This window comes from Frigoriflavimonas asaccharolytica (assembly GCF_013294015.1).
Classification (GTDB): Bacteria; Bacteroidota; Bacteroidia; order Flavobacteriales; family Weeksellaceae; genus Frigoriflavimonas; species Frigoriflavimonas asaccharolytica.
The window spans coordinates 16619-43280 of record NZ_JABSNO010000012.1 but is presented as its reverse complement, the minus strand read 5'-3'; the positions used below and the strand labels follow the sequence as shown (position 1 = coordinate 43280).

Sequence of the window (26662 nt, the reverse complement as noted above, 5' to 3'; positions counted from 1 at the left end):
TTATATTGCAAGCTTCAATACTCTCTCAAATTTTTTGAAATTAGTTTTATTTTTTTCATAATCAATAATTTGAGTTGGCAAAACACAGATGGATTTAAAATTTAGTACAATAGAATTTTCTTTTTCTACAATTTTAATTTCAATATTTTCAGCAAAAGACCAAATTGAAAAATTAGCTTTAGCATGAAATATTTTAGTAACATTATCAAATTTTATATTCTTAAAGTTTGCTTGCTGTAAGGCATTTTCTATTATTAACATATTATCCTCCAGATTTCCTTTTAGCTCTTTTTCAGTTGAAAATTCACTGGTGATTGCAAGAGTCTTTTTGGATATTATTTTATAAATAATCACGGCTGCGATAGTTGCAGAAAAAGCAATAAAAAAATATTAAAGTTTGTTATTTCCATTACTAATGTTATAATAATTATAATTGCGGCTTCGGCTATTGATCAAAGAAATTTGGATGCACTTTCTTGATATCGTCAATGCTATCCATCACTTTAGAATGTAAATTTTGTTGATATTGTTCTAGTTTTTTTGCAACCTCTTCATTAGAAATACCAACGATTTTTGCGGCTAAAATTCCGGCATTTGTTCCGCCGTTTAGAGCAACAGTTGCCACAGGAATTCCCGACGGCATTTGCAATATAGACAAAATAGAATCCCAACCATCTATAGAATTGCTAGATAAAATGGGAACTCCAACTACAGGTAGTGTGGTGCAACTTGCCACCATTCCCGGTAAATGTGCAGCTCCTCCTGCTCCAGCGATAATCACTTTTACACCACGAATTTTTGCATTTTTTGCAAATTCAAACATTCTTTCTGGCGTTCTGTGTGCAGAAATGACCGTCAATTCGTAGTCAATTTCTAATTCTTTCAAAAAATTTGCGGCTTGCTCCATTATTGGCAGATCGCTTTTGCTGCCCATTATTATTGAAATCATTTATTTCTATTTTTTACCTTGTAAAGATACTAAAGATAGAAGATAAACAAATATCTTTGCGCGATGAAATTGAAGGATATTAAAAATATCAAACTAATACTTGCAATATTTGTGGTCGCAATAGTTTGGGGTACTACATTTCTAGGAATTAAAATTGCCGTGGAAACTATTCCACCTTGGTTTGTATCCGGACTTCGTCAGTTTTTTGCTGGCCTTATTTTGCTACTATATTTATTAATTTCTAAAAAATTGCGATGGCTCGGTTGGAAAACTACCATGCAACAATTCTTGATTTCTGGTCTAATGTTGATCTCCGCTAATGGTCTCACTACAGTGGCTGTACAATATGTAGATTCTAGTTTAGCATCATTGGTGTCTTCTTGTTCACCGATATTAATTTTCATTTTAAGTGCAATATTTATCGTTAAAAAAATAAAAATAAGATCCCTAATTGGTGTATTAATGGGATTTTGTGGAATCGTTTTTGTTTTTTGGAATGGACTAGAAAATATGGAAAACGTAGATTATCAAAAAGGTCTCACGTTGCTTTTTCTCGCAGTTGCTGGTTGGTCAATTGGTACGGTTTACAGCAAAAAAACATTAAAAAAAAATGCAGATATTATTCTGTTGCTTTTCTATCAATTTTCATTTGCAGGTGTAGTTCAGCTAATATTTGCGCTTTTGTTTTCGTCAGAAATTGACATTCAAAGTTGGAATATTACTAGCATTTTGGCGGTAATTTATTTATCAGTTTTCGGATCCATCATTGCATTTTTTTGCTTCAATTATTTGCTACAAAAATTGCTACCAACGCAAGTTGCAGTATTATCTTATCTAAATACTATTGTCGCAATATTTTTAGGATGGCTTATTTTAAATGAAGAGATTACCATTAAATTTGTGATTGCCGCAATTTTGATAATTTCTGGTGTTTTTGTGACAAACTACAAAACAAAAAATGAAAAACTTTAAACTTTTATATATTCTGGTTAAATAGAAATAACTTTTATTAATGATTTTATTAGAATTAATTTTTCTATTAAATCTTCTCTTGTTTCTGCTAAAACATTGATATGTCCCATCTTCCGACCGGGTTTTGTCGTTTTTTTTCCATAGAGATGAATGTAAGTTTTTGGCATTTTCATCACCTGATCTAAACCTTCGTAAAATACTTCTCCAGTATAATTTTCTGCACCAATTAAATTTAGCATTCCAGAAAACCCAAATGAATCTGTATCTGCTAAAGGTGCATTTACAAGTGTTCTATAATACTGTTCAAATTGAGAATTGGCGTTTCCTTCTTGAGACTGATGTCCGGAATTGTGCAATCTTGGTGCAGTTTCATTCACCCAAACTTTTCCTGCTTTATCTAAGAAAAATTCAATAGCAAATAAGCCAGAAGAATGTGCTGCAGAGATAAATTGGTGGGCAATACTTTCCACTTCATTTTGAATTTCTACAGAAATATCTGCCGGGCAAATATTAAAATCGAGCAAATTCAATATAGGATCTGCCACCATTTCTGTAATCGGAAAAGTTTTTATTTCGCCGCGTTCATTTTTTGCGATAATGATGGAAAGTTCTTTGTCAATATCTACCAATTTTTCTAGAACAGATGGTTCATCCCAAAATTGATCTAAATCTTGTTCATTTTTGATGATTTGCACACCTTTTCCATCATAACCTCCGGTATTTAATTTCTGTACGAAGGGAAAAGGAAAATTAATTTCGTCTTTATTTTGAACAATTTGAAAATTTGGTGAAGGAATATTATTATTTTTATAAAACTCTTTTTGCAATATTTTTTGCTGAATTATTTTAATAATATTTGCATTGGGAATTACCTTAATACCCACTTTTTCTAACTCAGAAAGTGCATCTGCGTTCACGTGTTCTATTTCAATAGAAAGTACCTCTTTATCTTTCCCAAAATTTAAAACGGTTTCGTAATCTTTAAAATTCCCTTTGGTGAAATGAGATATATTTGCACAAGAGCAGTTTTCATCGGGATCTAGAGTATAGAATTCGTCATCATATTTCAATGCGCTTTGTATCAACATTCTGCCTAACTGTCCGCCTCCAAGAATTCCTATTTTCATATGTAGATTTTTATATTTTCAAAAATAATATACAATTGCTAGAACTTAATTGGTATTTTATCTCCAAGCTCGTTCAATTTAATTATACTAAATTTTAGGTTTTTTCAATTTAAAGTAGCCAATATTGATTTCATTTTCTAAAGTAGAATTTTCGTTTTTCTCCAAAATAATGGAATATTTTTCTTTCATTTTTTTTGGTAAAAGATCTGTTACTTTTGCCAAATCGTCTACATCTACTCCATATTTATCATCAATATGGCTTTCCGAATTTTTGAAGGTCATTTCTTTGTAAAAGTCTGTTTTCTTTGCTCTTCTTGTAATTTCAGATAGGGATTTGCCTACCATTAATATCTGCTCGTGCAATTCTACAAAAACACCTGGTTTATAACCACCAAGATTCATAAAATATAGATTTTCTTCTGCTTTTTCAGCTAGTTTTGGCACCACTTTCACCTCATAACCATCGATGTAATTCACTTCCATGTAAGCATCCATATGAATTTTCCCTTTGGCTTCTTTCCAAAATTCGTTGAAATCTTTTATTAGATCGTAGACATTTTCTGCGATACCAAAAAAAACATCGTGTTGTTCTGTATTTCTACCTTTTGGTGTAGCACCAAGGATGACGTAAAATAATTTCAAAATAATCAATTTTTAAATTTTATCAAAAGATATTTTTCACATTTTTCTGTATCCATTCCACTGCAGAAGGATAATCTAGGAAGATTTGATCTTCACTAATTAATTGCGGAATAATTTGAATTCTTTCCATTAAATATCTTGGTTGCTTTTGTAGATTCACCAAAACTATATCTATTCCTTTGTTTTTAATAACCATAAAGGCGTCTTCTAGCGCAAAAACACCACTTTGATCCATATAATTTACTTTCTCCATAATCAGCACCAAACAATTTGCTGTTTCTGGTATGGCAGATAGCTTTTCTTTAATTTCGTCTGTAACTCCAAAAAATAAAGGCCCTCCAAATTCTTTTACATAGACTTCTTCAATTAAATTTTTTGGTAATTTTTCTGTGAGTGTTAAGGTTTCATTTTTTTCTTCAAATTCTTCAACCGTCTGCACAATTGAGCTTTTGGCGGTATTGTCTCCCATTTTTTTCATGAAAACGAGTGCAGAAATCACCATTCCCAGTGCAACTGCTTCTATTAATCCTAAAAACACGGTTAAAACCAAGACTAAAATCATCACAAAAGCATCTGCAATTGGTATTTTTCTGATGGCTTTCAAACCTTTATAATCCATCACACCTATACCAACTGTAATTAAAATTCCTGCCAAAACCGCTTTAGGAATCATAGAAGCAACAGGACCTAATGCTAATAGAATAAAGAGCAAAAGGATACCGGCAGTCATACCAGAAAGTCTAGTTTTTCCACCAGAATTGATGTTCACTACAGTTCTTATTGTTGCGCCTGCACCAGGAAGTCCGCCAAAAAATGCAGCCATAGAATTTCCGATACCTTGTCCTATTAATTCTTGGTTGCTTTCATGTTTTGTTTTCGTCATATTATCTGCAACTACTGAGGTAAGAAGTGAATCTATAGCACCAAGAATTGCCAGAGAAAAAATATCTGTAATGTGGTTTGAAAATATTCCAAAATTGGCGTTTGCAATCATATTCCCCAATTGAAACTTTGGAAATCCTTGCGGAATTTTATCTATTAATGTAAGATTCCAGCCGACTAAAAAGACGAGTAAACTGACGACAATAAGCGCAACTAGCGTACTTGGAACTTTAGTGGTAACTTTTTTGAAACCATAAATAATAAATATGGTAAGCATCACCATTGCAAAATGAAGATAATTTATATTTTGCAAGGCGTTTGGTAAAAATTTCACGGTTCCTTCGGCGGTTCCGGTATCTCTTTTTGTAATTATTTTGGCTTCATTTCTGATTTCTTCTGTAGAAATTTTTTTGGCTTCATATAATGTTATTTTATAATCATCTAAAACTTTGATGCCATCACCAGCTTCATTCACCAGAATTTTATCTAATAGCCTTTCTTTTGCTCGCGGAATATTTTGTCTAATTAAAGATTCATCGTTCATTGGCTCATATCCTAGCACAGGAAACAGTTGTGTAATAATGATGATAACACCTATCCCACTCATAAAACCAGAAACCACAGGATACGGAATATACTTTATATATTTACCAATCTTTAGAATTCCAAAAATAATTTGAACAACTCCTGCAGCGAAAAAAACCATTAAAATTGTGGGCAAAGCTCTTTCTAATTCTCCATCAAATTGTTGCAAAACTCTACTGATTACGAGATACGAAACCGCCGTCATCGGTGCAGTTGGTCCGCTTATTTGCGTATTGGTTCCGCCAAAAAGTGAAGCAAAAAAACCAATGAAAATTGCCCCAAAAAGTCCTGCAGCAGCACCCATTTCTGTTTGCTGTCCGAAAGCTAACGCCAATGGCAAAGCAACAATACCTGCTGTAATACCTCCAAATAGATCTCCACGGAAATCTTTAAATGAAAATTTGAAAAAGTTTTTAAATGCCATAATATGTTACTTGCTCACAAAAATATGCAAATCGAATGTTAAAACCTAAATTTGAATGCTATTAGCTAAAAAATAATAAGATGGTAAATTCTTGAACTAAGCTAGCGCAAATGACCAAAAAGATAAAATTTAAATTTCAAAGAATAGAAATAATTGTAGAATCACTAAATTTTTACCAAAAAAGTTTTTGTATTAAAAATAAATCCTTAATTTTGCACCTCGAAATAAATAATTAATATTTTTAACATGATGAATCATTACGAAACTGTTTTCATTTTAACTCCCGTTCTATCTGATGCGCAGGTAGAGGAAGCAGTAAAAAAGTTTGAAGATCTTTTAACTTCAAAAGATTGCAAAATAGTAGCCAAAGAAAATTGGGGACTAAAAAAATTAGCTTATCCTATTCAATTAAAAAAGAATGGATTCTACACACTTATCCAGTTTGAAGGTGAAGGAACTATTGTTGCTGATTTAGAATTAGCATTCAAAAGAGATGAGAGAATCATCCGTTACCTTACTACAAACCTAGACAAGTATGCATTGGAATATGCAGAAACTAGAAGACAGAAGAAAAAATCTTCAAAAGCTTAATTTAACCCCTAAAACAAAAGAACAATGGCAATAGACGATATGGCGCAACAAGCAGCCGCAGGTGGTGAATCTGAAGTAAGATATCTTACACCAGTAGACATCAACACAAAATCTCAATCTAAATACTGTAGATTTAAGAAATTTGGAATTAAGCATGTAGATTATAAAGATGCAGATTTCCTTTTACAATTCGTAAACGAGCAAGGTAAAATTTTACCAAGAAGATACACTGGAACATCTTTGAAATACCAAAGAAAAGTGTCTTCTGCAATAAAAAGAGCAAGACATTTGGCTTTGATGCCTTATGTAGCAGATTTACTTAAATAAAAGCTATAAGCTGTAAGCAATAGGCTTATAGCAAAATAGTTGCTGAATAATTAAAATTAATTCTAACGATTTTAGAGAATGTTAGTAAAGAAAATTATAGATATAATATCGACGATCTTTCATCAATTATCATTTATCAAAAATTAAAAACGGACAACAACAATGCAAATTATATTAAAAAAAGACGTAGAAAATTTAGGTTTAGAGTTTGATACTTTAGACGTAAAACCAGGATATGCAAGAAATTTCTTACTTCCAAAAGGTTTAGCTTTATTGGCAACACCAAAAAACAAAGCGATGCTTGCAGAAACTTTGGAAAGTAGAAAAGAAGTAGAAGCTAAAATTGTAGCAGAAGCAAATGCTAAAATTGCTCAATTAAAAGAATTAACTCTTGTAATTGAAACTAAAGTAGGTGCAGCAAACAAACTTTTTGGTTCTATAAACAATGCAAATCTTTCTGAAGAATTGAGTAAAAAAGCTATCGTTATTGATAGAAAATACATCAAAATTCCTGGAAACACGATTAAAACTGCAGGTAAATATGAAGCAGTAGTTAGACTTCACAGAGATGTTGAGTACAATTTCCCTTTTGAAATTATCGCAGATGCTCCTTACGAAAGCACTAAACCAAAATTAGAAGCTAGAAAAGAAGTTATCAAAGAAAAATCTATATTTGATATGGATAACGAAGCAAACAGAGTGATTTTGTAGTCACGAAGTTTCAAAATTTATATAAACCGTTTCAATATTGCATTGAAACGGTTTTTTTATGAAAAAATTTCATTAAATTACATTCTTATAAATTAATATAATGGGAATTACAAAAATAGTAAAGAAGCAAAAAAAATATTTTTCAACTCAGGAAACGAAATCCATAGAATTTCGAAAAGCGCAACTGGAAAAATTAAAATCTATACTACTTGAAAATAAAGTGATGATGTATGAAGCCATCCAAAAAGATTTTGGTAAATCTGCTTTCGATACTTACGCTACAGAATTTTCCTTCATTTTAAAAGATATCCAATACTACCTCAAAAATCTTTCGGATCTAGCGAGGCCGCAAAAAACTACTACAAATCTTTCGAACCAGATTGGGACAAGCAAAATTTATTCAGAACCTTTGGGTTGTTGTTTAATTATCGGTGCGTGGAATTATCCTTACCAACTTTCCCTTTCTCCTGTTGTCGCGGCTATCGCTGCGGGAAATACCTGCGTTTTGAAACCAAGTGAGATTGCAGAAAACACAATGCTAGCAATGGAAAAAATAATTAATGACAACTTCCCATCAGAATATTTACACATTGCAACAGGTGGCGTAGAGGAAACTACAGAGATTTTAAAAGAAAAATTTGATAAAATATTCTTTACAGGAAGTACCAAAGTAGGCCAAATTGTATATGAAGCGGCCGCAAAAAATTTAACACCTGTTATTTTAGAATTAGGTGGCAAATCTCCTGTAATTGTTACTAAAAATGCCAATCTAGATATTGCAGCGAAAAGAATAGTTTGGGGTAAATTTTTAAATGCTGGGCAAACTTGTGTAGCACCAGATTACATCTACTGTGATAAAGATGTTGAAGAAGATTTTCTCTTGCTGCTAAAAAAATACATTGAAGAATTTGAATATACTCCAGATTCTCCTCAATATACAAGAATTATCAATGAAAGAAATTTTGAAAGATTAGAGAAATTAATTGATCATGACAAAATCGTTTATGGTGGAAAAACAACCTATGAAAGTTTGTACATTCAACCTACAATTTTACACAATGTGCAATGGGAAGATGCCGTAATGAAAGAAGAGATTTTCGGACCTATTTTGCCAATATTATCTTTTGATAATTTTGAAGAAGTTTTAAAAATTATTGCATCTAAAGAAAAACCACTTTCCGCTTATATATTTAGCAATAACGAAGAAGAACAAGATCTTTTCCTATCAGAAATTTCTTTTGGTGGTGGTTGTATAAATGATGTTGTGATGCATCTATCAAACGATTATCTGCCTTTTGGTGGGGTTGGAAATTCAGGTTTTGGTAGCTATCATGGTAAATATGGTTTTGATGCCTTTTCACATCAAAAAGCAATTTTGAAAAAAGCAACTTGGGGAGAACCAGACCTAAAATATCCACCATACACAGCAGCTAAAATGAAATGGCTGAAAATTTTAGCATAATCATTATTTTATATCAAAAAACAAGATTGTTAGATTTAGAAGGTAAATTTTAAGTAAATTTGCATTTTCTATGATGAAATTTTTATTCAAAATTGTCCTTCTTATTTCTAAACTCCCGTTGAAAGTGCTTTATCTTTTTTCGGATATGCTCTTTATATTAATCTACCACATTGCTGGATACAGAAAAAAAATAGTTTTTAATAATATCAAAAATTCTTTTCCAGAAAAAAGTGACCAGGAAGTAAAGAAAATTAGCAAAGAATTTTTTAGAAATTTATCAGATTATATCGTAGAAACTATCAAATCTTTCACGATATCTTCAGAAAATTTACGTGTAAGAGTGCAGCATATCAATCAAAATATTTTTTCGGAAGCAAATGCCGACGGAAAAAATATCATATTGCTTTGCGGTCATGTTTTTAATTGGGAATGGATAACAGCACTCGCAACTGTTGTACCACAGAAGCATTCTTTTCCCGTATATCGTAAAATGCAAAATCTTTTTTGGGAAGAAAAATTAAAGAAAATCAGAAATAGTTTCGGTAATGAAAGTATAGAAGCTAATGATGTAGTGAAGCATATATTTCGCAACAAAAATGATGGCAATTCCATCTATATGTTTGTGGCAGATCAAACGCCCAATCATTTCCATGTAGATGTTGGCTTGGAATTTTTGCACCAAAGAACACCTGCATTCATAGGTTATGATAAACTGGCAACTCGCATGAATTTAGAGTTTGTGTACTGTGATATGAAAAAGATCAAACGCGGCTTTTATCAAGTAAATTATTACAAAATTTTGCCAGATGGAGAAAAATTTGTGGAATATGAAGTGGTCAGAAAATTTCATAACATGTTGGAACAAACCATCAAAAATAATCCTGCAAATTATTTGTGGAGTCATAGAAAATGGAAATACAATCATTTGATAAAAAAATATATCTCGTAATATCTTGAAAGTAGCAATTGCAATTTTAAATTACAATGGTAAAAATTGGTTAGAAAAATTTTTACCAACAGTTATTATCCATTCTCAAATTGCAGAAATTTATGTGATTGACAATGCTTCTACGGATGATTCGGTAGCTTTTCTTAAACAAGAATTTCCAGAAATCTCTGTAATTATTAATAAAAAAAATTATGGTTTTGCTGGTGGTTACAATGAAGGTTTAAAAACCATAATTGCAGATATTTTTTGTCTATTGAATTCCGATGTAGAAGTTACTGCAAACTGGATTTCACCAATTGTAGAATTATTTGAAAAAGATGAAAATATTGCAGCAGTTCAACCGAAAATTTTAAGCTTTACAAATCGCGAGTTTTTTGAGTTTGCGGGAGCTGCAGGTGGTTTTGTAGACAATCTGGGCTACCCATTTTGTAGGGGGAGAATTTTTGAAAATACCGAAAAAGACAACGGTCAATATGATGACGAAACAGAAATATTTTGGGCATCTGGTTGTTCGTTATTTATAAGGTCTGTAGATTTTTGGAAACAAAATGGTTTTGATGAACGTTTTTTTGCGCATCAAGAAGAAATAGATCTCTGTTGGAGATTAAAAAATGCTGGCAGAAAAATTTATTATAGCCATAAATCGACTATTTATCACGTTGGTGGTGGAACTTTAAACAAAACCAATCCAAGGAAAACATTTTTAAATTTCCGAAATAATCTTAGCATGCTCGTAAAAAATCTACCATTCTCTACTCTACTTTGGGTGATACCAACTCGATTAGTTTTAGACGGATTAGCAGCTATATTTATAGCTAAAAAAGAAGGTTTTGCACATTTCACAGCAGTTATAAAAGCACATTTTGCTTTTTATTTTGCAATACCTGCAACTTGGAAACTTCGTGGAAGCCATCAAATAAAAAATTATTACCAACAGAAATGGTTGGTTTTTAAGCATTTCTTGGGAAAATAGAAACATCGTCTCGGTTGCAATATTTCTTCTATTTAGATAAATTCTTTTTATAATATTTGCAACAGTGGAAAGGAAATTTACTCATTATAGTTCCTTCAATATGATTTAAAACTTGGAAAATATCCGGTGCATAAGATTCTATTAAGGTTGGAAAGACGCCCTTTACATTTATCGTCAACTTTTTCCGCAGATTTTTGCACTTCGAATACAGATATAAATTTTGTAAATTTTTAAAGCAATTCCCAAATTTCCAATTACCTTTAAAATTTACTTGAAAACCGAAGAGACCTTTCAGTTTTTAATTTTAAATTTTCCCTATACTGACATTTGTCCTTTTTTATAAACTAAATATTTGCTAAATTTATATAATTAATTAAAACAAATAGATATGATCAAAAAGCACAATTTAGCGGAAGCATTTCCAGAGTTTGAACAAAAAATTCAAAGTTTGAAATTAGAAGACAATCACTTCAAAATTTTATTTACGAAGTATGATGAGTTAGATCACGAAATCTATAGAATAGAAAGTGATGCAGAACCTGCAACCGACGACATCTTAAATAATTTGCGGGTAGAACGCGTAAGATTAAAAGATGAAATTCACGTGTATCTTCTTAAAAATTAGCAAAAAATCTAATCCTCATCTTTTTATATTGTGAGGGTTTTTTTTTCATTTGAAAAAAGATATAAATTTTAATGATAAAAAATTAAAAATAGATTGTAGCATAACATTTTCCTAGAACCATTTGAAATAAAAAAAATGGATAGAGCATTTTTCACAAAACCATTTAAAATGAATTTAGATAATTTATCTCACTATTAAATTTTGTACTTTTGAAATAGGAAAGATTTTCATTAAAATTTCTTTTCATTCCATTTTTATGCACATCAATTATTATTTAATAGCAAGCATCATCGTCATTTCTATTTTGGCGATTGGAATTTTGATATATTTCTTCCAGCACAAATTTTTTTTTCAAGCAGAGAAATTGCCGCAAGATTTTAAATTTGCTTATGAAAATTTGGTAGCAGAAGAAAAGACAGTTTTTCCCGAAAAAGATGCACAAATTAACTATCTACATTTTAAAGTTGAAAAACCGAAAGGGGTTGTAATTTATTTGAAAGGGAATACAAAAAGCATTAAAGGTTGGGGAAAATTCGCTATAGATTTCACCAGATTGCAATACGATGTAGTAATGATGGACTATCGTGGATTTGGAAAAAGCACTGGTAAAAGGAATACTGATGCTATGAAAAGAGATTCTCAATTCATCTATGATCTTGTGAAAACAGAATTTTCTGAAGATAAAATTTTTGTATATGGCAGAAGTTTAGGAACTGGTTTTGCAGCAAGATTAGCTTCTAAAAATAGTCCGAAAATGCTCATTCTCACTTCGCCCATTTTCTCATTAGAAAAAACGATACACCGCTATTTGCCATTTATGCCTGCAAAACCTTTTATGAAATTTAATTTTCCCACACATCATTACTTAAAAAATGTGCGTTGCCCGATAAAAATTCTACACGGAACAGATGACAACTTAGTGCCAATAAAAACAGCGATAGAACTTTCACAAATTAATCCGAAACTTACTAGATTGTATGTAATTTTAGGAGCCGGACATATAGACATTCATCAGTTTGAAGAATACCACAAAGCAATGGAAGAAATTTTTGATCCCAGATTAAATTATATGGATTCCTCTACTACAAGCTTTAACTATAGCCATCGCAAATAATTATTTACAAGAAATTTTCCGATTGAGATGAGCAAAATCCTTCAATATTTACAAGAAAAAGTTGTTTTTCTACCCATTAAATTAGATTCCAACTACGAATATTTCTTTGATAAAAACTTTAAAGAATTAAATTTTGAAACATCAAATAATGGCAATATCAATGCGCTCCATTTCACCGTTGAAAACTCAAAAGGCGTAATTTTATATTTTCACGGGAATGCAGGAAATTTGGTAAGATGGGGAAAAGAAGCTTCTGCATTTACAGATTTTAGGTATGATATTTTGGTAATGGACTATAGAAGTTACGGAAAAAGCACGGGTCCAAAATCTGAAAAAATTTTATTTGAAGACGCGCAATTTTGTTATGATTATCTTAAAAAAATCTATCGAGAAAATCAAATTATCGTTTACGGGATAAGTCTTGGTGGAGCATTTGCCGCAAAAATAGCTTCAGAAAATTCGCCAAAAAAAGTGATATTAGAATGTACTTTTTGCAATCTTCAAGATATGGCTGCACGTTGGATTCCAGAATATGCTACGCAAAAGATAAAACCAAAAATGACTTATATTTTTGAATCTGATAAATACATTCAAAAAATAAAAGTTCCGCTGTATATTTTCCATGGGACAAAAGATGTGGTAGTTCCCATAGAATCTGGTAAAAAATTATTTGAAAATTTTGAGAAATCTCAACCTCAAATTGAGAAAAAATTTATAGAAATAGAAAATGGAAATCATAGCGATTTGCATACTTTTGATTTATATCAAAGGGAAATGAAAACGATTTTAGAGTAAATATATGATAGACTTTATCGCATTAGATTTTGAAACTGCAACAGGACAAAGAAATTCCGCCTGCGAAGTTGGAATTTGTATCGTAGAAAACGGCGAAATAAAAGAAACCAAAAGTTGGCTGATAAAACCGCCATCTTATCCCTATTTTAATTTTCACAATGTTAATGTTCATGGTATTTCGCCAGAAGATGTGAAAGACGCACCCACGTTTGATGAAGTTTGGCATGAGCTAGAACCAATAATGTTTGGCAATTTGATGGTAGCACACAATGCAAGTTTTGATGCGGGAGTTTTGCGGAGCTGTTTGGAGCATTATGGATTTTATAAGCCAAAACTAAATTATCTATGCAGTATCGCAATTGCAAAAAAATCTTGGAAAAATTTCAAAGGTTTTGGGCTAAAAAATCTTGCGAATGCACATCAAATTTCTTTCAATCATCACAGAGCTGGAGCAGATGCAGAAGTTTGTGCAAAAATTTCTTTACTAGGTTTTCAAAATTTAATGATTACAAGAAATGATGAAGTAAAAGAATTGATGAATAAAAGCATAAAACTTTTGTGAAATTGCTAAAACGCAAATTTGGAATTGGATATATCTTAGGCGAAAATAGATTATAATAAACTATATTGTAAAAAAAAGTCTATTAAATAAATTTTCTCGTATATAAATTTTAAAACCAAATCCATTGATACGAATTATCCTCATCTTATTTCTTTTCATACTTTCACTCGTCAACTTTTTTCCGGTTCCCAGTCAAAGTACTTGGTATGCAGGAATCGCAGTACCAGAATTTCCTTGGATTTTCATGCTCGTTGCTTTAGCATTAACAGTCTGGAGTTTCTATGCTAAAAGAATGAGATATTCCTCCATCATTTTGAGTCTTATTACTTTTTTTATCCTTTCTTCGCCAATCGTTCGTGCTTACAATGTAGGCAGCACATTGCCACAAGAATTAGAAAAAGCTTATGGGATAAAAGATACAGATATGATGGGTTTTCATCAAACAAAGCCCTTCAGTTTTTTCCAAATGTTTACTGGAAATGGTGCAAAAGACATCCCTTTCAAAACCTATACTTTCGCAGAACCAAAAGGTGAAAAATTGGAACTAAATTTTACACCATCTGCGCTTCCCGGTATTCGCCCTTGTCTTGTGGTTGTTCATGGTGGATCTTGGAAACAAGGAAACAACAGCGAAATAGCTGCAGTAAATAATTATTTTGCAAATGTTGGTTATCAAGTTGCTACTATTAATTATAGATTGGCTCCGAAACATCCAAGTCCGGCGCAACAAGAAGATTTGCATTCCGCCTTCAAATGGCTGCGAGCAAATGCTCAAAAATTAAAAATTGATACCACAAATTTTGTAATGCTCGGCAGATCTGCAGGAGCACAAATAATTCTCACGATGGCGTATACAGGAAATGAAAGCGGCGTGAAAGGGGTTGCAGCATTCTATGGCGCCGTTGCAATGCCATGGAGCTACAAACATCCAGATAATATCAATATTATGGATTCCAAACTTGTGCAAAGGGATTTTCTGGGCGGTACACCAGAGGAAGTACCAGAAAGATACAATGCAGAATCTCCATTATTTCATGTAAAAGCTAATTCTACACCCACATTTCTAGCTCATGGGATTAATGATGCTCACGTTTGGCACATCCAAAGTGTAGCAATGAAAAAAGAACTAGACAAACATGGCGTAAAAAATTATCTGCTCACAATTCCGTGGGGAACACATGGTTTTGAGTACAATCTAAACGGACCAGCTGGACAATTATCTATGTATTCTGTGGAGAGATTTTTTCAATCTGTAACTAATAAGGGGAAATAGAGGTTCTATTTTTTATAAATATATTTAAACATTATATTTTTTGCTGATGTTCGTAGGGAAAATCATCTCAAAACGAGCTATATTTGTGTATTGATTTCAGTCATAAATTTCAACAAAAAATATTTCTAAATGCCTATAAATAATTTCAATTTTAAGGGTTTGACCAATGAGCAAGTTTTGCTAGCTCGAAAGGAATTTGGACCAAACTCATTGAATTATAAAAAGGAAAATGAAATAGTAGCTGCAATAAAAAGCTTGGCAAAAGAGCCAATGATTATTTTATTATTAGTTGCTGCACTTATTTATTTTGTGAGTGGAAATCTTGGTGATGGATTTTTTCTTTTATCCGCAATTATTATTGTTTCCGTTATTTCTTTGTATCAAGATTCGAGAAGTAGAAATGCTTTAGAAAAATTAAAAAATTTATCCCAACCCACTTGTAAAGTAATCAGAAATTATGAAATAGAAGAAATAAGAAGTGGAGATTTAGTAATTGGAGATTACTTGATTGTAGAAGAAGGCACATCTATTTCAGCAGATGGAAACATTATTCATTCTAATGATTTTTCGGTTAATGAATCTATTCTTACGGGCGAATCATTTGCGGTTTTCAAAGATAAATCTGTAGAAAATCAACTTGTTTTTAAAGGAACTACGGTTGCAAGCGGTTTAGCAATTGTAGAAATTACTCATATTGGTAATGAAACTAAGCTAGGCAAAATCGGGAAAAGCTTAGAAAGCATTAAGGAAGAAAAAACTCCCTTAGAATTACAAATAAATAATTTTGTAAAAAAATTAGTGATTTTTGGCGCTGTCGTTTTTGTAATTGTTTGGGGAATTAATTATTTCCATTCCTATGATATAATAGATAGCTTGCTGAAGGCGCTTACTTTGGCAATGAGCATTTTGCCAGAAGAAATTCCGATGGCATTTACAGCATTTATGGCAATTGGAGCGTGGAGATTAATGAAAATGGGAATTGTGGTGAAGCAAATGAAAACCGTAGAAACTTTAGGTTCTGCTACAGTAATTTGCACAGATAAAACTGGAACCATCACCGAAAATAAAATGACTTTGGCAAAAGTATTTTCCATGGCTTCTCTACAAGTAATTTCTCCTGCTGAACCAAAAGAAGATGAAAAAAATCTTATAAAAATAGCAATGTGGGCAAGTGAACCTATACCTTTTGATCCCATGGAAATTGCGTTGCACAATGCTTATGAAGATTTATTTGAAAATGATGAACGTCCTAATTTCAAAATTATCCATGAATATCCATTAGGTGGAAAACCTCCGATGATGACGCACATTTTTGAAAATGATAAGGGTGAAAGAATAATCGCGGCCAAAGGAGCACCAGAAGCTTTGATGGCTATTTCCCAATTATCAAAATTTGAAAAAGATCAAATAGAAACAGCTATAAAAACGATAACTAGCGAAGGTTACAGAGTTTTGGCCGTTGCAGAAAGCAATTTTAAAGGAAATAATTTCCCCGAAACTCAGCAAGAATTTCCGTTTATATTTAAAGGAATTGTAGCATTTTACGATCCACCGAAAAAGAATATTGCAAGCGTTTTACAAGATTTTTACGCAGCTGGTATTGCTGTAAAGATAATTACAGGAGACAATGCCAAAACTACAACTGCCATTGCAAAGCAAATTAATTTTAAAGGTTACGAAAACAGTCTTTCTGGAGACGAACTGATGCAATTATCGGATGCAGATTTGCAGCAGAAAGTAATGCACACCAATATTTTCACCAGAATGTTTCCCGAAGCAAAATTGCGAATTATAAATGCCTTGAAAGCCAATAACCAAATTGTAGCAATGACGGGAGATGGCGTAAATGATGGTCCCGCTTTGAAAGCCGCTCACATTGGAATTGCAATGGGAAAAAAGGGAACAGAAATAGCGAAACAAGCAGCATCACTCATTCTTTTAGAAGACGATTTATCTAAAATGGTAGATGCTGTTGCAATGGGCAGAAGAATATATACCAACTTAAAAAAAGCCATACAATATATTATTTCCATACATATTCCCATAATACTTACCGTCTTTATTCCATTGGTTTTAGGCTGGGTTTTCCCGAATATACTATCGCCAGTTCACATCATTTTTTTAGAATTGATCATGGGACCAACTTGCTCCATCATTTTCGAAAACGAACCGATGGAAAAAAATATAATGTTGCAAAAACCAAGACCATTTACCACCACATTTTTCAATAGAAAAGAACTGACAACAAGCATTATACAAGGTTTAACAATTACAGTTGGAACTTTAATGGTTTACCAATACGCTGTACATCGAGAATTTACAGAAGCACATACCAGAACAATGGTATTTACAGTCCTAATTGCTGCCAATATTTTTCTTACCCTTGTCAATCGATCATTTTACTATTCTATATTTACTACTTTAAAATATAAGAACAATTTAATTTATCTCATGATTGGCATTACGATTTTTACCACGGCACTATTGCTTTTCGTTACAGTTTTCACTGACTTCTTTGGGTTTGAGCAACCTGATATTTTAGACCTATTGATCTGTATCGGTATCGGTTTTTTATCAGTAATTTGGTATGAATTGGTGAAAATAAATACAAGATTGAGAAGCAATATCAGCAAATTGTAAAAAGATAAATAGCTATAAAAATAAATTATATTCATTATATTTTGCTATTTTTTTAAAAGCCCATCCTATGTGAGGCTGCTTCCATTTTTGATTATCATACACGAAATTTCTTAATACATTGATGTTTACAAAGATTTAAAAAACGATACCAAATGACAAGACATACTCTGATAATATTATTTTTTCTGATAAATTATTCTGTCTTTGCGAATGACGGGGCTTTTTTTGCGAAAGGGAATCAATTGATACCAATCACTGAATCTCAAATTAGTGTAAAAAAAGAAATTTTGACACTCAAGAAAATTAGAAATCAATTTATAGAAGTAACAGTCTATTATGAATTTTTCAATCCGAATGAAGACAAAAAAATAACCGTTGGTTTTGAGGCATTTTCGCCACAAGGAGATGTTGATGGCGCACCCAAAAACGGGCATCATCCATATATGCGAGATTTTACGGTAGAACTGAATAATACAATTTTAAAGTATAATGTAGCCTACGTTTCGGATTCATTATATAACAAAAAAGGAAAAATAAAATCGTTGGATTTTGAGAAATTTGAAGGGAACAAAAGCGGTAATTATGTTGATTTTTATTATGTTTATCATTTTGAAGCTAATTTTAAAAAAGGACTTAACATTATAAAACATACCTACAATTACGATTTATCTGGTTCAATTGATTACAATTACGATTTTGAATATGTTCTAACTGCTGCAAATCGTTGGTCTAATAAGCAAATAGATGATTTTACGCTAATTATTGATATGGGAGAATTTGAAACATTCTCTATAGACAAATCATTTTTTAAATCAGCGAATGACTGGTTAGTAAATGGTATAGGAAAAACAGAAAACGTAATTGGTGTAAAAAATTCATTTATAGAAAAAGACGCATTAAAATTTCATTTACAAAAAGGAAATCTTATTTTTCAGAAAAAAAATTTTAAGATTGATGGTGATTTACGACTGTATTCTCAAAATTATATAGGTATCGAAAATTTATCATACATTCCTTTTTCATATCATCAAATAGATAATATTAACGAGCCACAAAACAATCTGCAAAGAAAAATATTGAGAAATCTACCTTTTGCAAGGCGTGGGTACATTTTTAAAAATAAAGAATTGAACGATTTTTACACAGAAATGGAATGGTATATTCCAAATCCAAACTACGAAGCCAATATAGAAATATTGACAGATGATGAAAAGCATTGGATGGAAAAATGGAAATAAAACTTCTGCTAATAGATATATTTTTAGCATTTTTTATTTTCCCAATTGGACTTTATTTATATGTGGATAATGGCATGGAACAAAATTTTATAAATACTACTTTCTATTTCGGCAATACAGAAATTTGAACGTAAATTTACAAACAGGAATATTTAGAATGAAAAAATTGACACTAATTAGTACATTAATTATATTAAGTCTTACTTCTTGCAATTCTAGATTTATAGAAAATGTTGAAGCTGGCAAGAAAACGAAATTTGGGTTTGAAGTTACAGCACCCAACAAAACTGTCTATTTTGTGGAAAATGAAAAAATAAACACATCACAAATTGAAAGCATTAAATTTAAAAACACAACTAACAAACTTTACAATAATTACGGACCAGCAACTGATATTTTTTACATCGGAAGAACTAACGCAAAAGATTTAAAATTCAATTTAAATGATAAAACATATTATTTAGAAATATCAAAATTACCAAAACGAAATGCTATGGTTTTATTTGATGGGAAACACAAACCTAAAATTGTTTTTAAATCCAAAAAATTTGAAAAATTGATTAAGAAAATAAAGTAGTGAAAATGTTGAGAGAACTAAAAGTGGTATTTTAGAAATGATACAATGTCAATTTATGTTTCTTACACGTAGTTTTGGTAATGGTAAATCGTTTAGCATTAACTAATTTAAATTTTAAATTTTTTTTTTGATTTCTATTCAAAATTTCCTCAACTTTCTTATCGATTTTTTTTAACTTGTAAAAAAATAATCTATGACTTTATTAATAATTTACGCTGTACTTTCAATTTTTTTTTCTTTCCTATGTTCTATTTTGGAGGCCGCTCTATTAAGTTTTACACCCAATTTTATTCGGATTAAAAAGCAAGAAGGTCACGCTTATGCAACAACTATTGCCAATTATAAAAAGGATATAGATAAACCTTTAATTTCAATTTTAACCATCAATACTATCGCGCATACTGTTGGTGCAATTTTGGTTGGTGTACAAGCCGAAAGTCTGGAGTACGATATCAACATTCTAGGTGTCAACATTGTAGGAATTGTTTCTGGTGTGATGACCTTTCTTATTTTAATACTTTCAGAGATTATTCCTAAAACCATTGGCGCTACATATTGGGAAAAATTAGGACCATTTACGGCTACATTTTTAAAAGTAATTATTTTTCCATTAAAATACACAGGAATATTGTGGCTACTGATGTTTGTAACCAAAGCAGTTGGAAGTTCTGCACACGTGAATGCAATGAGCCGTGAGGAATTTCTTGCGATGACCAATGCTGCAGAACAAGAAGGCGTATTTGAAGAAAATGAAACTACTGTTATTAAAAATCTATTGGTTTTCAAATCTGTAAAAGCCAAAGATGTAATGACTCCTTTCACAGTTGTAACGGCTGAAAGTGAAATAATGACTATGAATAAGTTTCAAGAAATTCATAAAAACATTAGATTTTCAAGAATTCCTGTCTACGAAAATAAAATGACCAATATTACGGGTTTTGTTCTAAGAGATGAAATTTTGGAATCTATTATTAATAATGAAGGCGAAAAGAAATTACTAGACATCAGGAGAAATATGAGTGTTGTAAATTCTGAAAGACCAATACCAGAATTATTTGAGATTTTCATCAAAGATAGGGTTCATATCGCTCAAGTTGTAGACGAATTTGGAAATACAATTGGCATCGTCACGATGGAAGATATCATAGAAACTTTGCTTGGTTTAGAAATTATGGACGAGATAGATTCTGTAGAAGATATGCAAGTTCATGCAAGAAAAAATTGGGAAATTCGGGCAAAAAAAATGGGTATAAATAACTAGGTTTTTGTGTAAATTAATATTACAAAAATGATTATACTAAAAAATTAGTCGAAATAAAGGTTTTCAGTAAATACGAGTTTGTAGAAAAAGGATTTCATATTGTTTAAAATATTTTCTAAAATATCAAATTAATTATAAAAATAAAAATTGTGAAATTCGGAGATATTTCCTAGTGTTGAAAATTTGTAACTGGTTTATTAAATAATTTTACTTAGTTACTTAAAACTTCACTCATTAAAGAAAAGCGAGGTATTTCTATCTCAAAAGTAGCATCTGTCAAAAGATCTTTTACCAAGTAAAATCCGCTCATGTGTCCGACTCCAGAGCGAACCTGTACATTAGAAAAATAATTAAATTTCTCGCCAAATTTTATTTCTGGTTTCAATCCAATCACACCATCACCGATTACTTCTGTAAAGCCAAAGCCTAAATCATAAATCAACCATTTTCTTTTTAAAATTTGGATAGGAGTATTTCCCAAATTTTCTATGGAAATATTGTACTTAAAAACAAATCGATTCTCTGAAGGAAAACTGTTTCTTATATCGTATTCTGGTTGAACTGAAACTTGAATTTCGGAAGTGATTTTGGAAACCATAATTTTAATTTAGAAATTTAATACAAAAATCCCGCCTTTTTTCAAAAGCGGGATTCTATATTTGATAGATATATTCTATAATTCTAATGCTTTTCTAGCATCACCATTCATTAATAATTCCAAAGGATTATCAATTGCTTCTTTGATGGCTACCAAAAATCCTACAGATTCTCTACCATCGATAATTCTATGATCATAAGACATGGCTAAATACATCATCGGACGAATAACCACTTGCCCATCAACAGCTACAGGTCTTTGGATAATGTTGTGCATACCCAGAATTGCAGATTGCGGTGGATTGATAATTGGCGTAGAAAGCATAGACCCGAAAACACCACCATTAGTTACAGTGAAGGTTCCACCCGTCATTTCGTCTATTGTAATTCTTCCATCTCTCGCTTTCTCAGCAAGATTTTTTACTTCTGCTTCTACTCCACGGAAACTCATATTTTCCGCATTTCTAATTACTGGAACCATCAATCCTTTTGGACCTGAAACAGCAATTGAAATATCACAGAAATCATAATTTATTTTATAGTCACCATCCAAAGATGCGTTTACATCTGGATACATTTGCAATGCTCTGGTTACAGCTTTTGTAAAGAATGACATGAATCCTAATCCTACTCCATGTTTTTGAGAAAATTCATCTTTAAATTCTTTTCTAATTCTGAAAATTTCAGACATATCTACTTCATTAAAAGTAGTCAGCATTGCGGTTTCGTTTTTCACAGAAACTAATCTTTGTGCCACTTTTCTTCTCAACATAGATAGTTTGGAAGTACTGCTGCCTCTCGCTCCTGTAGTTAGATTAGCAGATCCCATTGCAGCTACTTTTGCAGTATGTGCATCATCTTTGGTTATTCTGCCATCTTTACCGCTTCCAGTAATTTGAGAAGGATCTACACCTTTTTCGTCTAATATTTTTTTAGCCGCAGGAGAAGGAGTTCCACTAGCATAACTGGTTGGTTTTGCTACTTCAGCTTTTGGTGTTTCTACTTTTGCAGCTTCTTGTTTTGGTTCTTCCTTTGTAGCTTCTTCTTTTGGAGCGTCAGTAGGTTTTTCTGCAGACATATCTATTAAACAAACTACTTGCCCTACTTGTACTACATCTCCTTCCTCAGCTTTTAAAGTAATAATTCCACTTTCTTCTGCTGGCAATTCTAAAGTTGCTTTATCAGAATCTACTTCTGCAATTGGTTGATCTTTTTTCACGTAATCCCCATCACTTACCAACCAAGAAGCGATTTCTACTTCTGTAATAGACTCTCCTGGAGAAGGAACTTTCATTTCTAATATTGACATGTCTTGTATTTTTTTTATTTTAAATTCTAATAAGATATCGATGAATTTGATTTTTTTTTAATCTTTCAAAATCTAACGATTCACTTTAAACATTTTACTTTAGCTTTACACCATTTACACCGTTACAGGTCTTGCTTCTGGTGCTTCTTCTGTGCCAAAAACTCTATTCATAATTCCACATTGTATTCTTTCAAACATTTTGTGACTTCCTGGTGCAGGTGTTGCACTTTGTACCGGAGAAATTACTTCAATATTTGTTTCTCGGAAATTACGTAAGATATAACTCCAAGCACCCATGTTTTCTGGCTCTTCTTGCGCCCAAACAAAAGATGTTCTTGCATTATATTTATCTAATATTTTGGAAATTCCATCTGTATTTAAAGGATAAATCTGCTCTAATCTTACAATCGCAATTGTATCATCGTTCAATTTTTCTTGTCTTTCTAGAAGCTCAAAATATATTTTTCCGCTGCAAAGAACGAGTCTTTTTACTTTTGCAGGATCTGCAGTAGGATCATCTAATATAGGTTGAAAACTTCCTGTTGCAAAATCTTCCAATTTAGAAACCACTTTTGGATGTCTTAAAAGAGATTTTGGAGACATTACGCACAAAGGTTTTCTAAATTTCCATTTCATTTGTCTTCTCATTAAATGGAAGAAATTTGCTGGCGAAGTAATATTGGCAACTACCATATTTTCATTTGCACAAAGCGTAAGCAAACGCTCTAATCTTGCCGAAGAATGCTCTGCACCTTGTCCTTCAGAACCGTGTGGCAAAAGCATTACCATACCACTTTGCATTTTCCATTTTTCTTCTGCTGCTACCAAATACTGATCTATCACGATTTGAGCTCCGTTTACGAAATCTCCAAATTGAGCTTCCCAAACAGTTAAAGTTTTTGGTGTAACGATAGAATATCCATAATCAAAACCTAAAACTCCATACTCTGAAAGATGAGAATTATATATATCGAACTTTTGATCTGTAATTTGTCTTAATGGAACGTATTCTTCTTCTGTATCTTCGGTTTTTAAAACAGCGTGACGGTGTGAAAATGTTCCTCTTTCTACATCTTCACCAGAAATCCTTACGTTGAAACCTTCATTTAATAATGTTGCATAAGAAAGCAATTCTCCTAAAGCCCAATCCAAAGAATTTCCTTCAATCATTTTTACACGATTTTCAAACAATCTAGTGATTTTCTTTAGAAAATTTTTGTCTTTTGGCAAAGTTGAAATCTCTAATGCCAATTTTTTTAATTCTGTAATATCAAAAGTTGTATCTACAGCTTTCTGCAAAGATCCTTTTTCACCAAGTGGATAGTCTTCCCAATCTTCTTTCATGAAGACATCCATCGTGTTTTTCTCGATTTCTTTAGAAGCATCAAAATTATCATCCAAAAGTGCTTTAAAATCAGTTTCCATTTTTTCTAAAACCTCATCAGAAACAACTTTTTCATCGATTAATTTTTCTTTGTAAATTTCTCTAGGATTTGCATGTTTAGAAATTAATTTATACAAATTTGGTTGTGTAAATCTAGGTTCATCACCTTCATTATGACCATACTTTCTATAGCCTAATAAATCTATATAAACGTCTTTACCAAACTCAGCTCGGAAATCCGCAGCAAAATTAATTGCGTGAACAACGGCTTCCACATCATCTGCATTTACGTGCATCACTGGTGAAGATGTTACTTTTGCAATATCTGTACAATATATAGATGATCTTGCATCTAGATAATTTGTGGTAAATGAAACTTGATTATTCACAACAATGTGCACTGTTCCACCGGTTTTGTAGCCGTCCAAAATCATCATTTGTGCAACTTCATAAACAATACCTTGCCCTGCAATGGCTCCATCACCATGGATGATTATTGGTAATACTTTTTTGTAGTCTCCATTAAATTTGATATCTACCTTTGCGCGGCAAATACCTTCTACCAAAGCTGCAACAGTTTCTAGATGCGAAGGATTTGGCGTTAAGTGTATCGAAACTTCTTCGCCAGAAGCAGATTTTATCACCTTACTAGAACCTAAATGATATTTTACGTCTCCAGAAAATACGTCTTCTTCGAATTCTTTTCCTTCAAATTCTGAGAAAATTTGTTTGTATGATTTTCCAAATATATTTGTTAATACATTCAATCTTCCTCTATGCGCCATACCCAAAACTACCTCATCTACTCCATTTTTGGAAGATCTAGATATTAGTTGATCTAATGCAGGAATCAAAGATTCTCCACCTTCCAAAGAAAATCTTTTCTGACCTACAAATTTTGTATGCAAATAATTTTCAAAAGCTACAGCTTGATTTAACTTAAGTAAAATCTCCGTTTTCTCGTCTGAGGAAAGTACAGCATGATTTTCATTGGTTTGAATCCAATTGCGAATCCATTTTTTTTCTTCTACATCGTTGATGTACATATATTCTAATCCTATAGAATCACAATATATCAATTCTAAATAATCTACTATCTCTTTCAAGGTAGCAGCTTCGTTCATTCCTATAGAAATAGAACTGTTGAATTTTTTTGTTAAATCTGCTTGTGTAAGTCCAAAATTTTCTATTGCCAAAGATGGTTCATAGTGTCTTCTATCTCTTACAGGATTTGTTTTGGTAAACAAATGTCCACGAATTCTATATGCTTCTATTAAGTTAACGACACGAAATTCATTTTTAACTTCTTCAGAAACTTCACCTTCAGCTATAGATGCAAATTTACTTTGAATAGGGTTAGAATTAGCGTTAGAAACCGGATTTTCATCTTCAGTTTCCCCATAATTTTCTAATGCGAAATCAAAACCTTGAAAAAAGGCTTTCCAAGATGGCTCCAAAGAATCTGGAAACTTCGTGTATTGTTGATATAAATCCTCTATTAATTGGGAATGTGCAGCGTTTAAGAATGAAAATCTATCCATTATTTACAGGTTATCTGTGTTTATTTATTGAAAAAAAGTAAAAATCAAAATTACTAAAAAAAACCGATTATTGCATTGTTTTTTGAGCAAAAAAAGTACTAAGAGAATGTATTATCTTAATGGCAGAGAAAATTTCATCAAAACATCTCTGTCTGCTGTCGGAGTTTCTAGAAAGACTTGCTGCATTTCGCTGTAATCTAATGATTCACTTTTTGCTTTTTGCAACAGTGTTTGTATTGCTCTTACCCTATTTGCATAGTTTCCTTTGTAGTAAATTGTAAATGCTTTTGAGGCTTTTATTTCTTTAAAATTAAAATTATTATCTGTGATAGTCACTTTTTTTGACAGGGGAAAACCTAAATAATAAGATAATTCTTTGTCTTTGAAGTTTGTAGCAGTTGTTATAAGTACTGGAAAACCAAATTCGTCTTCTTTTTTATTGAGATCGTTGGTAATGAAGTTCGTAACTTTGGAATAATTCAGCAAAATATTTTTGTACAGTGCATCACTTTTATTAGAAGTAGTAACGTTTACGCCAAGAAGTAATTGCTCATTCAGGTTTTCAACCATCAAACTATCAAATTTAATATCTTTAAGTAGTTCTTCTTTATCAATCTTATTGCTTAAAACTGTTTTTAGGTTCGTCATGCTTTTGTCTACAATTTCTACAAAATCAGAATCTGACCATAGATTTGAGTACCGCTCTAAAACAGACTTTTCTGGGGTGAAAACAGTCCAAATTATTTTTGTTTTTTCTGTAGAAACTGGTAAAAACTTTACGGTAATATTTGTAGGTGTTGCATTTTTATCTTGATACAGTTGGTACTTTAACGTTCTAAGTGGGTTTTCATATGAAATTTGAAGCTCTCCGCTGTGCGAATCATCTGAAAAGCTCATAGAACTTCCATTGCCTTCATAAGGTTGATAATATTCTGTAAAAAATGTTTTAGATTCTGAAAAAAAACTATTCCAGCGAGAAAATTTTTGCAGATTATTAAATTGTGGATAGACTTTATCTATGCCATAATTGATATCTCGCTCAACTTTGATTGTGGAATTTTTTTTCACAAAAATATACATAGAAGCTGTATATACTCCCAAAATTAGCAACAAGAAAATTATAGAAAATTTGAACCAACGCATTCTGCAAAA

Annotated in this window: 25 protein-coding genes; 16 read left to right on the top strand and 9 right to left on the bottom strand. The window is 31.7% G+C overall.

The annotated features are described in order from the left end of the window. Both HNQ03_RS09110 and purE read right to left on the bottom strand, forming a co-directional pair. Positions 1–354, bottom strand: a complete 354-nt coding sequence (locus tag HNQ03_RS09110; RefSeq protein WP_173779365.1) for a hypothetical protein — start codon at positions 352–354, stop codon at positions 1–3. A 91-nt stretch (positions 355–445) separates the two neighbouring features. Beyond that, on the bottom strand, positions 446–949 hold the full coding sequence (purE, locus tag HNQ03_RS09105; RefSeq protein ID WP_173779364.1) for a 5-(carboxyamino)imidazole ribonucleotide mutase: 504 nt from the start codon (positions 947–949) through the stop codon (positions 446–448). Positions 950–1012: 63 nt separating this feature from the next. Here purE and HNQ03_RS09100 point away from each other — a divergent pair, with 63 nt between their 5' ends. After that, the gene (locus HNQ03_RS09100; protein ID WP_194305175.1) at positions 1013–1921 is read left to right on the top strand and encodes a DMT family transporter; all 909 of its coding nucleotides are present in this window, start codon (positions 1013–1015) and stop codon (positions 1919–1921) included. A 17-nt stretch (positions 1922–1938) separates the two neighbouring features. Here the strand turns inward: HNQ03_RS09100 and HNQ03_RS09095 are convergent, their stop codons facing one another. From HNQ03_RS09095 to HNQ03_RS09085, 3 genes are all read right to left on the bottom strand, one after another. Next, the gene (locus HNQ03_RS09095) at positions 1939–3048 is read right to left on the bottom strand and encodes a 5-(carboxyamino)imidazole ribonucleotide synthase (protein ID WP_173779363.1); all 1110 of its coding nucleotides are present in this window, start codon (positions 3046–3048) and stop codon (positions 1939–1941) included. Positions 3049–3135: 87 nt separating this feature from the next. Then, on the bottom strand, positions 3136–3690 hold the full coding sequence (locus HNQ03_RS09090) for a DUF1543 domain-containing protein (RefSeq protein ID WP_173779362.1): 555 nt from the start codon (positions 3688–3690) through the stop codon (positions 3136–3138). Positions 3691–3712: 22 nt separating this feature from the next. Beyond that, positions 3713–5581, bottom strand: coding sequence for a SulP family inorganic anion transporter (locus HNQ03_RS09085; protein ID WP_173779361.1), 1869 nt, complete (start codon positions 5579–5581; stop codon positions 3713–3715). A 249-nt stretch (positions 5582–5830) separates the two neighbouring features. On the opposite strand from HNQ03_RS09085, the gene rpsF reads away from it, so the two are divergent. The 15 genes from rpsF (at position 5831) to HNQ03_RS09010 (ending at position 20679) form a co-directional block, all read left to right on the top strand. Continuing rightward, positions 5831–6172 (top strand): 30S ribosomal protein S6, encoded by a 342-nt coding sequence (gene rpsF / locus HNQ03_RS09080; protein ID WP_173779423.1) that lies wholly within the window; start codon positions 5831–5833, stop codon positions 6170–6172. A gap of 24 nt (positions 6173–6196) precedes the next feature. Further along, on the top strand, positions 6197–6499 hold the full coding sequence (rpsR, locus tag HNQ03_RS09075) for a 30S ribosomal protein S18 (RefSeq protein ID WP_173779360.1): 303 nt from the start codon (positions 6197–6199) through the stop codon (positions 6497–6499). 162 nt (positions 6500–6661) lie between these two features. After that, positions 6662–7210: a 50S ribosomal protein L9 gene (gene rplI / locus HNQ03_RS09070; RefSeq protein ID WP_173779359.1), complete on the top strand. Its 549-nt coding sequence runs from the start codon at positions 6662–6664 to the stop codon at positions 7208–7210. A gap of 100 nt (positions 7211–7310) precedes the next feature. Continuing rightward, positions 7311–8672: an aldehyde dehydrogenase gene (locus HNQ03_RS09065; RefSeq protein WP_173779358.1), complete on the top strand. Its 1362-nt coding sequence runs from the start codon at positions 7311–7313 to the stop codon at positions 8670–8672. Positions 8673–8745: 73 nt separating this feature from the next. Next, positions 8746–9621 carry a lysophospholipid acyltransferase family protein gene (locus HNQ03_RS09060; protein WP_173779422.1) on the top strand — a complete coding sequence of 292 codons (876 nt, stop codon included), beginning with the start codon at positions 8746–8748 and terminating at the stop codon, positions 9619–9621. A gap of 4 nt (positions 9622–9625) precedes the next feature. Next, the gene (locus HNQ03_RS09055; protein ID WP_173779357.1) at positions 9626–10594 is read left to right on the top strand and encodes a glycosyltransferase family 2 protein; all 969 of its coding nucleotides are present in this window, start codon (positions 9626–9628) and stop codon (positions 10592–10594) included. Positions 10595–10982: 388 nt separating this feature from the next. Then, on the top strand, positions 10983–11219 hold the full coding sequence (locus HNQ03_RS09050) for a YdcH family protein (protein WP_173779356.1): 237 nt from the start codon (positions 10983–10985) through the stop codon (positions 11217–11219). Between the two features lie 256 nt (positions 11220–11475). Beyond that, a complete protein-coding gene (locus tag HNQ03_RS09045; protein WP_173779355.1) occupies positions 11476–12333 on the top strand; it encodes an alpha/beta hydrolase in 858 nt (285 codons plus the stop codon). 27 nt (positions 12334–12360) lie between these two features. Next, positions 12361–13128 (top strand): alpha/beta hydrolase, encoded by a 768-nt coding sequence (locus HNQ03_RS09040; RefSeq protein WP_173779354.1) that lies wholly within the window; start codon positions 12361–12363, stop codon positions 13126–13128. A gap of 4 nt (positions 13129–13132) precedes the next feature. After that, the gene (locus HNQ03_RS09035) at positions 13133–13690 is read left to right on the top strand and encodes a 3'-5' exonuclease (RefSeq protein WP_194305174.1); all 558 of its coding nucleotides are present in this window, start codon (positions 13133–13135) and stop codon (positions 13688–13690) included. Between the two features lie 124 nt (positions 13691–13814). Beyond that, complete coding sequence (locus HNQ03_RS09030) at positions 13815–14963, top strand: alpha/beta hydrolase (RefSeq protein ID WP_173779353.1); 1149 nt, start codon at positions 13815–13817, stop codon at positions 14961–14963. Positions 14964–15092: 129 nt separating this feature from the next. Beyond that, positions 15093–17603, top strand: a complete 2511-nt coding sequence (locus HNQ03_RS09025; RefSeq protein WP_173779352.1) for a cation-translocating P-type ATPase — start codon at positions 15093–15095, stop codon at positions 17601–17603. Between the two features lie 287 nt (positions 17604–17890). Next, the gene (locus HNQ03_RS09020; protein ID WP_226927477.1) at positions 17891–18841 is read left to right on the top strand and encodes a YARHG domain-containing protein; all 951 of its coding nucleotides are present in this window, start codon (positions 17891–17893) and stop codon (positions 18839–18841) included. A gap of 157 nt (positions 18842–18998) precedes the next feature. Continuing rightward, on the top strand, positions 18999–19418 hold the full coding sequence (locus HNQ03_RS09015) for a hypothetical protein (protein ID WP_173779350.1): 420 nt from the start codon (positions 18999–19001) through the stop codon (positions 19416–19418). Positions 19419–19611: 193 nt separating this feature from the next. Further along, positions 19612–20679, top strand: a complete 1068-nt coding sequence (locus HNQ03_RS09010; RefSeq protein WP_173779349.1) for a CNNM domain-containing protein — start codon at positions 19612–19614, stop codon at positions 20677–20679. 211 nt (positions 20680–20890) lie between these two features. On the opposite strand, the gene apaG is transcribed toward HNQ03_RS09010, so the two are convergent. From apaG to HNQ03_RS08990, 4 genes are all read right to left on the bottom strand, one after another. Further along, the gene (gene apaG / locus HNQ03_RS09005) at positions 20891–21277 is read right to left on the bottom strand and encodes a Co2+/Mg2+ efflux protein ApaG (RefSeq protein ID WP_173779348.1); all 387 of its coding nucleotides are present in this window, start codon (positions 21275–21277) and stop codon (positions 20891–20893) included. A gap of 75 nt (positions 21278–21352) precedes the next feature. Then, on the bottom strand, positions 21353–22585 hold the full coding sequence (gene odhB, locus HNQ03_RS09000) for a 2-oxoglutarate dehydrogenase complex dihydrolipoyllysine-residue succinyltransferase (RefSeq protein ID WP_173779347.1): 1233 nt from the start codon (positions 22583–22585) through the stop codon (positions 21353–21355). Positions 22586–22699: 114 nt separating this feature from the next. After that, entirely contained in the window at positions 22700–25510 is a 2811-nt protein-coding gene (locus HNQ03_RS08995; RefSeq protein ID WP_173779346.1) for a 2-oxoglutarate dehydrogenase E1 component, read from the bottom strand. A gap of 111 nt (positions 25511–25621) precedes the next feature. Then, positions 25622–26653, bottom strand: a complete 1032-nt coding sequence (locus HNQ03_RS08990; RefSeq protein WP_173779345.1) for an SRPBCC family protein — start codon at positions 26651–26653, stop codon at positions 25622–25624. Positions 26654–26662 lie beyond the last annotated feature (9 nt).

Excerpts from the sequence above, each read along its gene's own strand:
- purE (WP_173779364.1), bottom strand. The coding sequence starts at position 949 with ATGATTTCAATAATAATGGGCAGCAAAAGCGATCTGCCAATAATGGAG.
- HNQ03_RS09100 (WP_194305175.1), top strand. The coding sequence starts at position 1,013 with ATGAAATTGAAGGATATTAAAAATATCAAACTAATACTTGCAATATTT.
- HNQ03_RS09095 (WP_173779363.1), bottom strand. The coding sequence starts at position 3,048 with ATGAAAATAGGAATTCTTGGAGGCGGACAGTTAGGCAGAATGTTGATA.
- HNQ03_RS09085 (WP_173779361.1), bottom strand. The coding sequence starts at position 5,581 with ATGGCATTTAAAAACTTTTTCAAATTTTCATTTAAAGATTTCCGTGGA.
- rpsF (WP_173779423.1), top strand. The coding sequence starts at position 5,831 with ATGAATCATTACGAAACTGTTTTCATTTTAACTCCCGTTCTATCTGAT.
- rpsR (WP_173779360.1), top strand. The coding sequence starts at position 6,197 with ATGGCAATAGACGATATGGCGCAACAAGCAGCCGCAGGTGGTGAATCT.
- rplI (WP_173779359.1), top strand. The coding sequence starts at position 6,662 with ATGCAAATTATATTAAAAAAAGACGTAGAAAATTTAGGTTTAGAGTTT.
- HNQ03_RS09065 (WP_173779358.1), top strand. The coding sequence starts at position 7,311 with ATGGGAATTACAAAAATAGTAAAGAAGCAAAAAAAATATTTTTCAACT.
- HNQ03_RS09060 (WP_173779422.1), top strand. The coding sequence starts at position 8,746 with ATGAAATTTTTATTCAAAATTGTCCTTCTTATTTCTAAACTCCCGTTG.
- HNQ03_RS09050 (WP_173779356.1), top strand. The coding sequence starts at position 10,983 with ATGATCAAAAAGCACAATTTAGCGGAAGCATTTCCAGAGTTTGAACAA.
- HNQ03_RS09045 (WP_173779355.1), top strand. The coding sequence starts at position 11,476 with ATGCACATCAATTATTATTTAATAGCAAGCATCATCGTCATTTCTATT.
- HNQ03_RS09040 (WP_173779354.1), top strand. The coding sequence starts at position 12,361 with ATGAGCAAAATCCTTCAATATTTACAAGAAAAAGTTGTTTTTCTACCC.
- HNQ03_RS09035 (WP_194305174.1), top strand. The coding sequence starts at position 13,133 with ATGATAGACTTTATCGCATTAGATTTTGAAACTGCAACAGGACAAAGA.
- HNQ03_RS09025 (WP_173779352.1), top strand. The coding sequence starts at position 15,093 with ATGCCTATAAATAATTTCAATTTTAAGGGTTTGACCAATGAGCAAGTT.
- HNQ03_RS09015 (WP_173779350.1), top strand. The coding sequence starts at position 18,999 with ATGAAAAAATTGACACTAATTAGTACATTAATTATATTAAGTCTTACT.
- HNQ03_RS09010 (WP_173779349.1), top strand. The coding sequence starts at position 19,612 with ATGACTTTATTAATAATTTACGCTGTACTTTCAATTTTTTTTTCTTTC.
- apaG (WP_173779348.1), bottom strand. The coding sequence starts at position 21,277 with ATGGTTTCCAAAATCACTTCCGAAATTCAAGTTTCAGTTCAACCAGAA.
- odhB (WP_173779347.1), bottom strand. The coding sequence starts at position 22,585 with ATGTCAATATTAGAAATGAAAGTTCCTTCTCCAGGAGAGTCTATTACA.
- HNQ03_RS08995 (WP_173779346.1), bottom strand. The coding sequence starts at position 25,510 with ATGGATAGATTTTCATTCTTAAACGCTGCACATTCCCAATTAATAGAG.
- HNQ03_RS08990 (WP_173779345.1), bottom strand. The coding sequence starts at position 26,653 with ATGCGTTGGTTCAAATTTTCTATAATTTTCTTGTTGCTAATTTTGGGA.